Source organism: Mesorhizobium sp. WSM4837 (assembly GCF_055811435.1).
The window spans coordinates 17140-31044 of sequence record NZ_JBVVQE010000017.1 but is presented as its reverse complement, the minus strand read 5'-3'; the positions used below and the strand labels follow the sequence as shown (position 1 = coordinate 31044).

The window sequence follows — 13905 nt, the reverse complement described above, 5'->3', positions numbered from 1 at the left end:
GCTCACCAGCCTCCCTTCGGCTCAGAAGCCCTGGAACAGCATGTCGAGCGCGGCCACGATGTCGTCGTGATGCTTGGAGATATTCAGTCGACTTTCGCCCAATTCCTTTGCCGGAACCGTGGCGATCAGATGGGTGGCTACAACCAATTTTCGCCCATTGATCTCGACGAGGGGATGGAGCTTTCGCATCGGCGGCGGCGTCATTGTTGTCGGAAGCAGCGGGATCACCACCCGTGTTTTAAAATCGTCGAGCAGGTCGGATTGGACGTCCAGCAAATAGCTGCCTTCGACCCGACCCGCGAAGACATCATAGCGTGCCATCAGAACTGCCGATGTTCTTCCAACGGAATACCGTGCTTTTCGACGTATTCGTTCCACGCTTCTATTGTGGCGCGATTCTCAAGTTTCCATAGTCGGGCTTTTTCGGCAGCCACCGCCTCTGCGATACCGGCTTCGGCGGCGCGCGAGACATTCACATCGAGTCCCTTGGCTTCCTTCATGAGCTTTGAGTCGATCGACAGATTTGCCGGCTGACGAACCGCATTCATAGCTATCTTTCGCATGATGACCTCCGCAGAATGCGCATAATGTATGCGCATTGTCGTGGTGGAGCAACGGCGAAGCGTCTACCCCTCCATCTCCTCGCGCAGCATTTCAAGTTCCAGCCATTCCTCCTCGAGCGCTGCCAGCGTGGCGCGCTCCTTGTCGAGCGCGGCGATGGTCTTCTGGAATGAGGCCGGGTCGCGCTCGTAATAGGCCGGGTCGGCGATATTGTCCTCCAGCCGTGATATCGAGGCGGTCACCGCGTCGATCTTCTTGGGCAGCGATTCCAGCGCGAATTTCTGCTTGAACGACAGTTTTTTCGCCGGGCCCTTCGGCGCAGTTGCCTCGGTCCTGGCTGCCGCCGCCACTTCACTCGTCTCGGCCTTCGGCCGTGCCTTGCGGTCGTCCAGCCTGGTGCCGCCGCGCTGCGCCAGCATGTCGGAATAGCCGCCGGCATATTCGATCCAGCGGCCGCCGCCTTCCGGCGCGATCAGGCTGGTCACCGTGCGGTCGAGGAAATCGCGGTCGTGGCTGACCAGGATGACGGTGCCGGCAAAACCGGCGACCAGTTCCTGCAGCAGTTCCAGCGTCTCCATGTCGAGATCGTTGGTCGGCTCGTCCAGCACCAAAAGATTTGCCGGCCGCGCCAGCACACGGGCGAGTAGCAGCCGCGCCCGCTCGCCGCCCGAAAGCTCGCGCACCGGCGTGCGCGCCTGTTCCGGCTTGAACAGGAAGTCCTTCATGTAGGAGACGACGTGGCGCTGCTCGCCGTTGATGACAAGGTTCTCGCCGCCGCCGTCGGTGAGATACTGCGCCAGCGTCTCTTGCGGGTCGACCGCCTCGCGTTTCTGGTCGAGCGTGGCGATCTCCAGATTGGTGCCGAGTCGCACCGTGCCTGAGTCCGGCTTCAATTCGCCGGTCAGCATCTTCAGCAGCGTCGTCTTGCCGACGCCGTTCGGGCCGACCAGGCCAACGCGGTCACCGCGCTGGATGCGGGTCGAGAAACCCCTGACCACGGTGAGGTCGCCAAAGCTCTTCTCGATGTTCCTGGCCTCGATCACCAGCTTGCCGGATTCGGCGGCGTCGCTGGCCACCATGGTCGCCGCACCCTCGGCGCCGCGATGGCCGCGAAAGCGCTGGCGCATGGTCTGCAATTCGCCGAGCCGGCGCATGTTGCGCTTGCGCCTTGCCGTCACGCCATAGCGCAACCAGTGCTCCTCGCGCACGATCTGGCGGCCAAGCTTGTGCTGCTCGCGCTCTTCCTCTTCCAGAACGGTGTCGCGCCATTCCTCGAAATGGCCAAAGCCCTTGTCCAGCCTGCGGGTCTGGCCGCGATCGAGCCAGACGGTGGCGCGCGACACGCGCTCGAGGAAGCGGCGGTCGTGCGAGATGACGATCAGCGCCGAAGAGGTACGGGCGAGTTCCTCCTCTAGCCATTCGATGACCGACAGGTCGAGATGGTTGGTCGGCTCATCGAGGAGGAGAATGTCGGGCTCCGGCGCCATGACGCGGGCCAGGGCGGCACGGCGGGCTTCGCCGCCGGAGAGATCGTTCGGCCGTTCCTCGCCGGACAGGCCGAGATGCTCCATCAGATAGGTGGCGCGGTAGGGATCGTCGGCGGGTCCGAGCCCCGCCTCGACATAGGCGCGGACGCTGGCGAAACCGTCCATGTCGGGCATTTGCGGCAGGTAGCGCACTGTTGCCGAAGGCTGGCGGAACACCTCGCCATCCTGCGGCTCGATCAATCCCGCAGCGATCTTCAGCAACGTCGACTTGCCCGAGCCGTTGCGGCCGACCAGAGCGATCTTGTCGCCAGCCGACGCCGTCAGTTCCGTCCCGTCGAGCAGCGGCGTGCCACCGAAGGTCAGTTTTATCCCGTCGAGATTGAGAAGCGGCGGCGCCATGTCAGCTTTCAGGTAGGGGGAATGGATGGGCGAGCAACAGCGCGCGGCCGCTGCCCAGCGCGACTTCGAGCCGGCCCTTGACCTCGTTGGAAATGGTCAGCGACGAGCCGAACGCCACCTCGACATGGTTCAGCGGCCATTTGGCGCCGGTCACGGTCAGACCGGCAAGGTCGGAGAAGCCGAGAATCGAAAACAGCGTGCCGTCGGCGTAGTCGAAGCCGGCCTTTCCGGGAAGCAAGGGGACGCCTTCCTGTGCGCCACTGGTCAAAAGCACCTCTGTCCCTGCCTCGGCCAGCCGGACGCCGAGCGCCAGGTGCAGGAAGGCGTGGTCGGTGCGCTTGCCGCCGAACGCGCCGGCGAGCACGAGGCTGGTCGCGCCGCGTTCGAGCGCGGCGGCGATAGCCAGTTCGCCGTCGGTGTTGTCCTTTTCTGCCGGAAACACCTGGCGCGGCACGGCGGCGAGCTCGTCCGGCAAATCCGCCGGCACCGAATCGAAGTCGCCGACCCAGAGTTCCGGCGTCAGGCGCAGAGTCCGGGCATGGCTGATGCCGGCGTCGGCGGCGATGACACGCGTGCCTTCGACCTGGCGGTCGAGCAGCGGCGTGCGGATAAGGTCGCCGCCAAGCAGGATGGTGAATTTGCTCATATGCGTGGCCCTTACCAGCCCTGCTTGCGAAACGGAAGGCCGCGGTCTGGATGCCCGGCAAACTTCCGCTTGCGCCGCAGATGGGCCGGGCCTATGTGTCGAAGCGCTCTAACGGGGTGCTGGACGCGATCTTCGCGGACCGGCTGAGAGGCAACCTGCCAACCCGCTGAACCTGATCCGGTTTGTACCGGCGGAGGGATTAGACGTTTCGGACAACCCGACGCCTCAATTCCCTTCAACGCCAACGAGGGAGGCGCCGATGCGCGCGTTTTTATACACACTTGTTCCGGCAGTGCTGCTCGCGGCGACCGTTCTCGCCGGCACCGGGCCGGCATCCGCGCAGGAAAAACTCACCGTCTATACCTATGAGAGCTTCACCGCCGAATGGGGTCCAGGCCCGGCGGTCAAGAAGGCGTTCGAGGCCGAATGCGGCTGTATTCTCGAATTCGTCGCGGTCGCCGACGGCGTCGCCCTGCTCAACCGCGTCAGGCTGGAAGGGGCCGCGACCAAGGCCGACATCGTGCTCGGCCTCGACACCAATCTGACGGCGGAAGCCAAGGCCACCGGCCTGTTTTCGCCGCATGGTGCCGTCATCGACGTCAAGGTGCCGGGCGGCTGGAGCGACGATATTTTCGTGCCGTTCGACTATGGCTATTTCGCCGTCGTCTACGACACCGAAAAGCTGAAGACGCCCCCGAAAAGCCTGAAGGAATTGGTCGAGGGCAATGCCGATGAAAAGATCGTCATTCAGGATCCGCGCACCTCGACGCCCGGTCTCGGCCTGCTGTTGTGGGTGAAGTCGGTTTATGGCGACAAGGCGCCCGAAGCCTGGGCCAAGCTTAAGGCAAAGGTGCTCACCGTGACGCCGGGCTGGAGCGAGGCCTACGGCCTGTTCACCAAGGGCGAGGCGCCGATGGTGCTGTCCTATACCACGTCGCCGGCCTATCACATGGTCGCCGAAAACACCCAACGCTATCAGGCAGCGTCCTTCGACGAGGGCGCGTATCTGCAGATCGAGGTTGCCGGCATCACCAAATCAGGTGCGAAGAACCCGTTGGCGAAACAATTCCTGACTTTCATGACCGGGCCGAAATTCCAGGATGTCATTCCCGAGACCAACTGGATGTTCCCTGCCGGCAAGACCGAGAAGCCGCTCAATCCGGCTTTCGACAAGCTCGTCAAGCCGACCAAGACGTTGCTGTTAAGCCCCGAAGAGGTCGCCGCCCACCGCAAGGCCTGGGTCGACGAATGGCTGTCGGTGATGAGCAAGTAGCTTGTGATTGAGAGATGATCACTCTACGGCGCCGGGAACTCGGCCTCAGCCATATTTTCTGCTTCGACGGTCGTTGAACTAGGCAGGGCGGCATGCGTACCGGATATCCTGCCGACCCCCGCGTCACCGCCGGCACAATTGCGCTTGCCGCTGTTGCGCTGCTGATCGGCGGCGCGTTCGCCGGGCTCATCGTCGAAGGCGCCCGCGATCCGTCCGGCGCCGCGTCGGCCTTCGATTCCTACCTCTTCCGCGTCGCCCGATTCACGTTGTGGCAGGCATTGCTGTCGACACTGCTCTCCGTCGTGCCAGCGCTGTTCGTGGCGCGGGCGCTGTCGCGGCATCCGCGCTTCTTTGGTCGCGGCCTGATCCTGCAGCTCTTCGCCGTGCCGCTCGCGCTGCCGGCCATCGTCGCAGCACTCGGGATTCTGGCACTCTATGGCCGTGCAGGCTATTTTGCCGGCGTGCTCAGCGCGATCGGCGGTCAGGGCTGGCCGGGCCTATACGGCCTGTCCGGCATCCTCGTCGCCCATGTCTTCTTCAATCTGCCGCTGGCGACGCGGCTGTTCCTCGAAGCGCTTGCGACAGTGCCGGCCGACCAGTGGCGGCTGGCGAGCCAACTCGGCATGGGCGCCAGGCCCGCCTTCCGGCTGATTGAATGGCCGACGCTGCGCGCTGCGCTGCCGGGCGTCGCCGGGCTTGTCTTCATGCTCAGCATCACATCCTTTACCATCGTACTCACGCTGGGCGGCGGGCCGCGTGCGACGACGCTGGAGGTCGCCATCTACCAGGCGCTGCGTTTCGATTTCGATCCTGCCCGCGCGGTGACGCTGACAGTGCTGCAGATCGCGCTGACCTTAGTCGTCGTGCTGGCATTGATGCGGCTCGGCGCCAATACCGTCGGCGACTCCAACCTGCCGGCGGCTTCGCGCCGCTATCTTTCGGCCGGCGCCGCCGAGACCGTGCTGAACGCAGCATTGATCATCCTCGCTTTGCTGTTCGTCGCCGGGCCGATGGCGGCCACGGTGACGTCAGGCCTTGGCGCCGATCTCGGCCGGCTGGCGGGCGAGAGCGCGGTGCGGCAAGCGGCGCTGACCAGCGCCGTGCTCGCCTTGCTGGCGGCGCTGCTCGCAGTGGCGCTGTCGCTGTCGCTGGTCATGGCACGACGGGCGCTGGCCTTGAGGCGTCGCGTCGGCGCCGGGACGCTGCTCGAATACGCCACCGATACCGGCGCCGGCTTCGTCCTCGTCGTGCCGCCCGTCGTCATAGGCGCCGGCTGGTTCCTGCTGCTGCGTTCGGTCAGCGACGTCTTTGCCATCGCCCCTGTCATGGTCGTCGCCGTCAATGCGGTGATGGCGATGCCGTTTGCCATCCGCGCCATTCGCCCCGGCTATGATGCGGCGAGTGAACGTCACGAACGGCTCTGTCTGCTGCTTGGCATTTCGGGCTGGAGCCGTTTCCGGCTGGTCGACTGGCCATCGCTGCGGCGGCCGCTCGCCACCGGCTTCGCGTTCGCGATGGCTTTGTCGCTCGGCGATCTCGGCGTCATTGCCCTGTTTGGCAGCGACTCCCTGCAGACGCTGCCTTATCTCTTGCTGGCCCGCATGGGCAGCTACCGCACGATGGACGCGGCCGGCCTGGCATTGCTGCTCGGCCTGGTCTGTCTCGCGCTTGTCCTGGCCGCGGACTGGCTGGGACGGGGAGAAAAATCATGATGCTCAACAGCGAAAACGGTACGACTGTGCGGCTGGAAAAGGTCTCGTTCAGCTATGGCGAAGCGCCGTTTTTATTCGATGTCGAGTTCGCCGCCTCGAAGATCACCGCCATCATGGGGCCGAGCGGCTCGGGAAAATCGACGCTGCTCAACCTGGTGGCCGGCTTCGAGACGCCGCGATCGGGCCGCGTGCTGATCGGTGGCGGCGACGTCGGCGGTAAATCACCTTCGGCGCGGCCAGTGTCGATGGTGTTCCAGGAAAACAATCTCTTCGCCCATCTTTCGGTCGAACGAAATGTCGGCCTTGGCCGCTCGCCGTCGCTCAAGCTGACCGAGGCCGACCACGCTGCAATCGCCGGGGCGCTCAAGCGCGTCGGCCTTGCCGGCAAGCAACAGCGCCTGCCGCGCGAACTCTCCGGCGGCGAGCGGCAGCGCGTCGCGCTCGCCCGCGTCCTGGTGCGCGACCGGCCGGTTCTCTTGCTCGACGAACCGTTCGCCTCGCTCGGACCGGCCTTGCGCGACGACATGCTCGATCTGGTAGCCGACCTCCAAGCGGAGCGGCGCATGACGGTGCTGTTCGTCACCCATCAGCCGGAGGACGCCCACCGTATCGGCCAAGACATGGTGTTCCTGGACAATGGCACGGTTGCCGCAACCGGGACTGTCGCCGATTTTTTTACCAAGGCTGGACCGGAAGCCTTCCGGCGCTATATCGGTGCAGGTCCGTTTGGCGCAGGATCACGAGATGTTGCCCGGAAGCGGACATAATTTACGGCCAAACCGGCTTCAGGCGATGTGGCGTTTGCTTGCCATGGTCAAAGTAGTGTGGCTAGGTCCTCCGATACTGGTCCGGCATAGGTTGTGATTTGCCACTACGGTGCCATCCGCGCTCGTGGGCTCGAAGGACGCTGTGGCAGTTGATTTTGCGCATGATCTGAAAATCGATGCCCGATTTTCGGGCCATGTGCTGAGAGCCGAAAGGAAGCTGTTCTGCCGACCGGTACAGACAGAGTGAGAGGGAAACCGCTGGCGCGCTTCCTGGCGCTGGCCGGCTTTGCCATGGCGTTGGCAAGCTGCCAGATGTTCACGCCTCCGGACGTTCAGGAATCCGGCTTCCAGCCTTCCAGCAAACCGGTCACCGTCGACAATGTTGCCGCCAACAGCAAGGTCGCCGAAATGGCCAAGGCGCAGCATCCGCGCATCCTCGCGACCTATGGCGGCGAATATTCCGATCCCAAGCTCGAGCGCATGGTCGCCAAGGTCGTCGGCAGCCTGACGGTGGTTTCGGCCAACCCGAGCCAGACCTACCGCATCACGATCCTCAATTCGCCCAACGTCAACGCTTTCGCATTGCCTGGCGGCTATCTCTACATCACGCGCGGCCTGTTGGCGCTGGCCAACGATTCGGCCGAGCTCGCCGCGGTCATCGCGCATGAGATGGGCCATGTCACTGCAAACCACGGCTTGCAGCGCCAGCAGCTCGAGGCCGAGGAAGGCTTTGCAACAAAAGTCGTCTCGGATGTGCTCGGCGACAGCCCGACCGCCAAGGCGGCACTGATCCGCGGCAAGCTGCGGCTTGCCCAGTTCTCGCGCAATCAGGAGCTGGAGGCCGACGGCATCGGCATCAAGTCGATCGGCGAGGCGGGCTTCGATCCGTTTGCCGCCGGCCGCTTCCTGCAGTCCATGTCGGCCTACACCGATTTCCGCTCGATCAGCGGCGCCACCGATGCCAGCCTCGACTTCCTGGCAACGCACCCGAACACGCCGCAACGCATCGATCTGGCGCAGCGCCATGCCCGCCAGTTCGGCGCGCCCGGCGTCGGCACGCGCGACCGCGACGCCTTCCTCGCCGGCATAGACGGGCTGCTCTACGGCGATACGCCGGAGGAAGGCTATGTGCGTGGCGAAACCTTCCTGCATCCGGGGCTCGGCGTGTCGTTCTCGGTGCCCGACGGCTTCATCATCGACAACTCGGCCGCGGCGGTGACGGCAACCGGGCCGGGCGACATAGCGATCCGCTTCGACGGCGTCTCGATCGACAGGAACCGATCGCTGACCGACTACCTCCGCAGCGGCTGGGTGGCCGGTCTCGACGAAAGCAGCGTGCGCCAAGAAACAATCAACGGCAACGAGGCGGCGACGGCGCATGCCAGCGCCGAGGGCTGGCAGTTCGGCATCGCGGTGATCCGCGCCGGCGGCCAGGTCTACCGGCTGCTGACGGCAGCCCCCTCCGCCAGCACCTCGCTGGACGCGGTGGCGCGCTCGGTCAGCGGCTCGTTCCGGATCTTGAGCGCAGCCGAAAAAGCAGAGCTGAAGCCGCTGCATATCCGCGTCGTCACGGTCCGGCCCGGACAGACCATGGGTTCGCTCGCGGCGCAGATGGTCGGCGTCGACCGCAAGCTCGACCTGTTCAGGGTGCTCAATGCAATGTCGCCCGGCGCAGCCGTTTCGGCCGGCGACAAGGTCAAGATCATCACCGACAGATAGGGTGTGTCGATATTCAGGTGATGCCGGCCCGCAAACGGCAATTTCCTGCGCTTCCGACCTTCGCCGGCCGGAGCACTCATGAGCGGTCGCGGCAGTTAAGGCTCCGGCCGGCGTAGGCCGGTGCTCACGTACTTTATGTACTCTCCGCTCCGGTTCTCGGAAACCACCTGGTTTGGTCGCTTCGCGCCCGTCTTCGACTCCGACTCGTCCTGACTTGAATCTCAACACACCCTAGGCGGCGGTCGCCAGAAACTCGGGGTTTTGCTTCACCAGCGCTATCTTGAGCTTTTCCATGGCGCGTGCCTCGATCTGGCGGACGCGTTCCTTGGAGATGCCAAGCGCCTCGCCGAGGGCTTCTAGCGTCGCGCCCTCGTCGCTCAGCCGGCGTTCCTCGATGATCCTGAGCTCGCGGGCATTGAGCGCGCCGAGCGCGGTTTTCAGCCAGATAGAGCGGCGTTCGACATCGATCGTGTCGCCCACGACTTCGTCCGGCAAAGGATCGTCCGAAACCAGGAAATCCATTCGCTCGGTGGCGCCCGCATCGTCGGCGAGCGGCTGGTTGAGCGAACTGTCCGGGGCCGAAAGGCGCGAGTCCATCATTGCCACATCCGCCTCGGAGACGCCGAGCGCCACCGACACCTCGCGGTAGAGCGAGGTGTTCGAGATCGGCTCGGCACCGTTCGCCAAGCGGGCGCGCAGGCGCCGCAAATTGAAGAACAGCGCCTTTTGCGCCGAACTGGTGCCGCCGCGCACGATCGACCAGTTGCGCAGGATATAGTCCTGCATCGAGGCACGGATCCACCATGTCGCATAGGTCGAAAACCGCACCTCGCGCTCCGGTTCGAAACGGGCCGCTGCCTCCAGCAGGCCGACATGGCCTTCCTGCACCAGGTCGCCCAGGGGCAGGCCATAGTGGCGGAACTTCGAGGCCATGGAAATAACCAGCCGCATATGCGCCATGGCGATTTGGTGCAGTGCCTGCTGGTCGTTGTTTTCCTTCCAGCGCAGCGCGAGAACATGCTCCTCGTCGCGCTCGAGATAGGGGGCTTTCATCGCCGCGCGGACCATGGTTCGCCCTGCCGTATCTTCCATCATGCCACGCTCCCTGTTCCGGGCGTTGCGGTGCGATCGCTCGCCCTGAGCTGGCATCGTGGTTGAATTGGCGACGCCGCGCCCTACAACAGCCAACAAACGTGCCACCCGCGCGAATGGTTCCGCCGCTGATGTCGCGTGGATTGCACTGTTCGAAAGCTCGATGCGGCGGTCGCTCCTCGGCCGGTTGGCGTGAGTCGATGTGGTTTTGAGAATTGGATTTCGAAAGTGTCTCATTTTTGAAATCTGGTTCCTTATTTTGCCAGGCTGCATCTGTCAGTTTCCGGCGCTCACAATGCGCCGGACGCCGGCCCCGGACGCCGGCCAATGACGGGATCACAGAAAAATGAAATGGCTCAAATCGCTTATCGTCGCCGCAACACTGCAGGTACTGGCAGGCACATCAGGCCATGCCGGCGCCAATCTCGATCAGATCAAGCAGGCCGGTGTCTTCAAGGTCGGCACGGAAGGTACCTATGCCCCCTTCACCTATCATGATGCCTCGGGCGCACTGGTCGGGTTCGACGTCGAGATTGCCAAGGCGATCGCCGAGCGACTCGGCGTCAAGGCCGAATTCCTCGAAGGCAAATGGGATGGGCTGATCGCCGGCCTCGACGCCGAGCGCTATGACGCCGTTATCAACCAGGTCGGCATCACCGAGGAGCGCAAGGCCAAGTATGATTTCTCCGATCCCTATATTGCTTCCAAGGCGGTGCTGATCGTGCGCGGCGACAATACCGACATCAAGAGCTTTGCCGACCTGAAGGGCAAGAAGGCGGCGCAGTCGCTGACCTCGAATTTCGGCAAGCTCGCCGAAGCGAACGGCGCCGAACTCGTCGGTACCGATGGTTTCGACCAATCGATCCAGCTGCTTCTTACCGGCCGCGCCGATGCCACCATCAACGACAGCCTGTCCTTCCTCGATTTCAAGAAGCACAAACCCGACGCCAACGTGAAGATCGCCGCGCAGGAAGAAAATGCCGACTATTCCGGCGTCCTCGTGCGCAAGGGCGATCCGGAACTGGTCGCCGCCATCAATCGGGCGCTGGCCGATATCAAGTCCGACGGCACCTACCAGAAGATCGCCGACACTTACTTCGGCCAGGACGTTTCGAAGTAAGCGCATTTCCCGGAGCGGGCCGGTTGCCGGCCCGCATGGCAAAGTATCGCGGCGAGCCGTCTTTGACGGCCGCCGCTTTTGGCGTGATATGACGACACTATGGTCGCGCCTCGATGCTGCCGGGCCGATTTTTGGGCGGCAATCTCGCAAGGAGAGTTTTCGTGCCGCACTGGCTGCAATTGATGCTGGATTCGTTGCCCACGCTGCTATGGGCCGCGCTGATCTTCACCGTGCCGCTAACGCTGCTGTCGTTCGCATTCGGTCTCTTCGTAGGACTGGTCGCAGCGCTCGTCCGGCTGTTCGGCCCGAAGCCGCTGGTCGCCGTGGTCCGCTTCTATGTCTGGATCTTCCGTGGCACGCCGCTTCTGGTGCAGCTCTTCCTGATCTTCTACGGCCTGCCCTCGGTCGGCATCCTGCTCGACGCCTTTTCAGCCGCGTTGATCGGCTTCACACTCAATATCGGCGCCTATACGTCGGAGATCATCCGCGCCGTCATAGGCTCGGTGCCGAAGGGGCAGTGGGAGGCGGCCTATTCGATCGGCATGACCTGGGGCCAGGCGATGCGACGCACTATCCTTCCACAAGCGGGCCGCGTCGCGGTGCCGCCGCTGTCCAACACTTTCATCTCGTTGGTCAAGGACACATCGCTGGCCGCAGCCATCACGGTGCCGGAGATGTTCCAGGCGGCGCAGCGCATCGTCGCCACCACCTATGAGCCGCTGATCCTCTATGTCGAGGCGGCGGCTCTCTATCTGGCGCTGAGCTCGGTGCTGTCGGCGTTGCAGACGCGCCTGGAAAAGCGGCTCAACCGCTATGGCGGCTTCCTCGAGGCGCGCGCATGATCGGCCTCACCGACATCGAGAAGCGTTTTGGTGACAATCTCGTGCTGAAGGGCGTGACCGTCACCATCGAGGAAGGCAGCGTCACCGCCCTTGTCGGCCCCTCGGGCGGTGGGAAAAGCACGCTTCTGCGCTGCATCAACCTGCTCGAGATCCCGACCTCGGGCACGGTGCGCATCGGCGACGACGCGCTCGAATTCCATCCCGGCGGCAAGGTTCCCGGCACGGCTATCCAGCGCCTGCGGCTGCAGACCGGCATGGTGTTCCAGAATTTCCAGCTGTTTCCGCACCGCACGGCGATCGAAAACGTCATGGAGGGGCTGGTGACGGTGTTGAAATGGCCGGCCGGGCGAGCGCGCGAGCGGGCGCTCGCCCTGCTCGAAAAGGTTGGAATGGCGCACAAGGCCGACGCCTGGCCGGCGACGTTGTCAGGCGGCCAGCAGCAACGCGTGGCGATCGCCCGGGCGCTGGCGCCATCGCCGAAAGTGCTGCTGTGCGACGAGCCGACTTCGGCGCTCGATCCGGAACTGGCGCAGGAGGTGGTCGACGTGCTCGGCCAGCTCGCCAGCGAGGGCACCACCATGGTGATGGCGACGCATGATTTGCGCCTCGCCTCCAAAATCGCGCAGGAGGTGGTGTTCCTCGACGCCGGCAGCGTCGTCGAGAAAGGCCCCGCCGCGGTTTTGTTCAGCAATCCGGAGCGCCAGCGAACCAAGCGGTTCATCGCGACGCTGAAGCAGGAGGCGGAGAAGGAAGGCGGCGGCGAAGGTTAATGCATGTCGCCCAAAACGGCGTAGCGGTTTTGGGGTGACCATCACAAACAACAAAAAAACCCGGCGCGAGGCCGGGTTTTTCCAAATTCGAAGGCGAGAAGCGCTCAGGCTGCTTCTTCCTGCTCGGCTTCTTCATTGTCGGCCTTGGCGCCGCGCTTCGGACCCTTGTTGAGGTTCACCTCGATGAGGCGCACCGCTTCGGTTTCCGACATGCGGTTGACGGCCGCGATCTCGCGCGCCATGCGGTCGAGTGCCGCCTCATAAAGCTGGCGTTCGGAATAGGACTGCTCCGGCTGATTGTCGGCGCGGTAGAGGTCGCGCACAACTTCCGAGATCGAGATCAGGTCGCCGGAATTGATCTTCGCATCATATTCCTGGGCGCGGCGCGACCACATGGTGCGCTTGACGCGGGCGCGGCCCTGCACGACCTTCAGCGCGCGATCGACGTAATCCTCTTCCGACAGCTTGCGCATGCCGATGGAGGTCGCCTTGGCGACCGGGACCTTCAGACGCATCTTGTCCTTCTGGAAGTCGATGACGAACAGTTCCAGTTTGTGGCCCGCAACTTCCTGCTCGTCGATCGAGACGATCTGGCCGACGCCATGCGCCGGATAGACGATGTACTCGCCCGTCTTAAAACCGTGACGCGCTGCGCTGGACTTCTTCTGCGGGGTGATTGTTGCCATTACGCCATGAACTCCTTGGTGTGGAACCGGCATTCTGCCGGTCGAACTCGCGCGATCGGGTACCGATCGTTAGCCGCACAACTACGAACCCACCGGAAAAGCCGAGGGCGGCAAATCGCATAGTCGCGACTGCCTGCCCCAGATCACTCTGGTCCGGATTGAAAAATTCACCTTTCAGTGATTTGGGGCGTTTGCGCCATAAATCGACGTTGTGTCACCGGCATGTTTGGTTCGTTTAGCACAAAAAGTCGGAAGAATCAAGGTTTTGCTGCACGCGCGAAGGTCAAGCGCGATCTCCGCCTGTCAAGGCAGTTAACGTGCGGTGCCTGTCAGCACGCGTGACGCCGATCAAACCAGCGTCGCCATTACGGTGCCACGCGCTCGTTTTGGACGCGCAAGGACGCTGTGACACTTTGATCTGGCGCATAGTCCTTCCGAAAATCGATTTCGATTTTCGCGGTCGAGCGCTAGTCACCCTGGCCGGGCTCGGGAGAAAAATATTTTTCGAACTTGCCGGCCTCGCCATCGAAGGACTTGGCGTCGGCCGGAGGCTCCTTCTTGGCGGTGATATTGGGCCATTTATCGGCGTATTCGGTGTTGATCTGCAGCCATTTGTCGAGCCCTGGCTCGGTGTCCGGCTTGATCGCGTCGGCCGGGCATTCCGGTTCACAGACGCCACAGTCGATGCACTCGTCGGGATGAATGACGAGCATGTTCTCGCCCTCATAAAAACAGTCGACCGGACAGACCTCGATGCAGTCCATGTATTTGCATTTTATGCAATTATCGGTCACGACATAGGTCATCGGTCGGCTCCGGGACGTCCCGTTT

Annotated in this window: 14 protein-coding genes and 1 riboswitch; of the genes, 7 read left to right on the top strand and 7 right to left on the bottom strand. The window is 63.4% G+C overall.

Features of this window, described 5'->3' with window-relative positions; genetic code table 11:
* Nucleotides 1–21 precede the first annotated feature (21 nt).
* From AC0L3D_RS12315 to AC0L3D_RS12300, 4 genes are all read right to left on the bottom strand, one after another.
* A complete protein-coding gene (locus tag AC0L3D_RS12315; protein WP_128176231.1) occupies nucleotides 22–321 on the bottom strand; it encodes a CcdB family protein in 300 nt (99 codons plus the stop codon).
* Nucleotides 321–563: a type II toxin-antitoxin system CcdA family antitoxin gene (locus tag AC0L3D_RS12310; protein WP_091593381.1), complete on the bottom strand. Its 243-nt coding sequence runs from the start codon at nucleotides 561–563 to the stop codon at nucleotides 321–323. The genes AC0L3D_RS12315 and AC0L3D_RS12310 overlap by 1 nt, the downstream gene beginning before the upstream one ends.
* A 63-nt stretch (nucleotides 564–626) precedes the next feature.
* Nucleotides 627–2447 carry an ABC-F family ATP-binding cassette domain-containing protein gene (locus tag AC0L3D_RS12305; RefSeq protein ID WP_473644487.1) on the bottom strand — a complete coding sequence of 607 codons (1821 nt, stop codon included), beginning with the start codon at nucleotides 2445–2447 and terminating at the stop codon, nucleotides 627–629.
* A gap of 1 nt (nucleotide 2448) precedes the next feature.
* Nucleotides 2449–3093, bottom strand: a complete 645-nt coding sequence (locus AC0L3D_RS12300) for a thiamine diphosphokinase (protein WP_473644485.1) — start codon at nucleotides 3091–3093, stop codon at nucleotides 2449–2451.
* Between the two features lie 102 nt (nucleotides 3094–3195).
* Nucleotides 3196–3309: riboswitch (TPP riboswitch) on the top strand.
* Between the two features lie 43 nt (nucleotides 3310–3352).
* Between AC0L3D_RS12300 and thiB the strand changes: the two genes are divergently transcribed.
* The 4 genes from thiB (at nucleotide 3353) to AC0L3D_RS12280 (ending at nucleotide 8564) form a co-directional block, all read left to right on the top strand.
* A complete protein-coding gene (thiB, locus tag AC0L3D_RS12295) occupies nucleotides 3353–4366 on the top strand; it encodes a thiamine ABC transporter substrate binding subunit (RefSeq protein WP_473644483.1) in 1014 nt (337 codons plus the stop codon).
* A 92-nt stretch (nucleotides 4367–4458) separates the two neighbouring features.
* The gene (gene thiP, locus AC0L3D_RS12290) at nucleotides 4459–6078 is read left to right on the top strand and encodes a thiamine/thiamine pyrophosphate ABC transporter permease (RefSeq protein ID WP_473644481.1); all 1620 of its coding nucleotides are present in this window, start codon (nucleotides 4459–4461) and stop codon (nucleotides 6076–6078) included.
* Entirely contained in the window at nucleotides 6075–6845 is a 771-nt protein-coding gene (thiQ, locus tag AC0L3D_RS12285) for a thiamine ABC transporter ATP-binding protein (protein ID WP_473644479.1), read from the top strand. The genes thiP and thiQ overlap by 4 nt, the downstream gene beginning before the upstream one ends.
* A gap of 291 nt (nucleotides 6846–7136) precedes the next feature.
* Nucleotides 7137–8564 carry a M48 family metalloprotease gene (locus AC0L3D_RS12280; RefSeq protein WP_051505606.1) on the top strand — a complete coding sequence of 476 codons (1428 nt, stop codon included), beginning with the start codon at nucleotides 7137–7139 and terminating at the stop codon, nucleotides 8562–8564.
* Between the two features lie 231 nt (nucleotides 8565–8795).
* Here the strand turns inward: AC0L3D_RS12280 and AC0L3D_RS12275 are convergent, their stop codons facing one another.
* Entirely contained in the window at nucleotides 8796–9659 is an 864-nt protein-coding gene (locus AC0L3D_RS12275) for an RNA polymerase factor sigma-32 (protein ID WP_027152930.1), read from the bottom strand.
* Nucleotides 9660–10002: 343 nt separating this feature from the next.
* On the opposite strand from AC0L3D_RS12275, the gene AC0L3D_RS12270 reads away from it, so the two are divergent.
* The 3 genes from AC0L3D_RS12270 (at nucleotide 10003) to AC0L3D_RS12260 (ending at nucleotide 12388) form a co-directional block, all read left to right on the top strand.
* Nucleotides 10003–10776, top strand: a complete 774-nt coding sequence (locus tag AC0L3D_RS12270; RefSeq protein ID WP_027152931.1) for an amino acid ABC transporter substrate-binding protein — start codon at nucleotides 10003–10005, stop codon at nucleotides 10774–10776.
* 161 nt (nucleotides 10777–10937) lie between these two features.
* Nucleotides 10938–11618: an amino acid ABC transporter permease gene (locus tag AC0L3D_RS12265; protein ID WP_128170983.1), complete on the top strand. Its 681-nt coding sequence runs from the start codon at nucleotides 10938–10940 to the stop codon at nucleotides 11616–11618.
* Nucleotides 11615–12388, top strand: coding sequence for an amino acid ABC transporter ATP-binding protein (locus tag AC0L3D_RS12260; RefSeq protein ID WP_128245969.1), 774 nt, complete (start codon nucleotides 11615–11617; stop codon nucleotides 12386–12388). Before AC0L3D_RS12265 ends, AC0L3D_RS12260 begins: the two co-directional genes overlap by 4 nt.
* A 104-nt stretch (nucleotides 12389–12492) precedes the next feature.
* Here the strand turns inward: AC0L3D_RS12260 and AC0L3D_RS12255 are convergent, their stop codons facing one another.
* Together AC0L3D_RS12255 and fdxA are read right to left on the bottom strand one after the other, a co-directional pair.
* Nucleotides 12493–13074, bottom strand: coding sequence for a CarD family transcriptional regulator (locus AC0L3D_RS12255; RefSeq protein WP_027152934.1), 582 nt, complete (start codon nucleotides 13072–13074; stop codon nucleotides 12493–12495).
* Nucleotides 13075–13541: 467 nt separating this feature from the next.
* Nucleotides 13542–13880 carry a ferredoxin FdxA gene (gene fdxA, locus AC0L3D_RS12250; protein ID WP_023803892.1) on the bottom strand — a complete coding sequence of 113 codons (339 nt, stop codon included), beginning with the start codon at nucleotides 13878–13880 and terminating at the stop codon, nucleotides 13542–13544.
* Nucleotides 13881–13905: the final 25 nt, after the last annotated feature.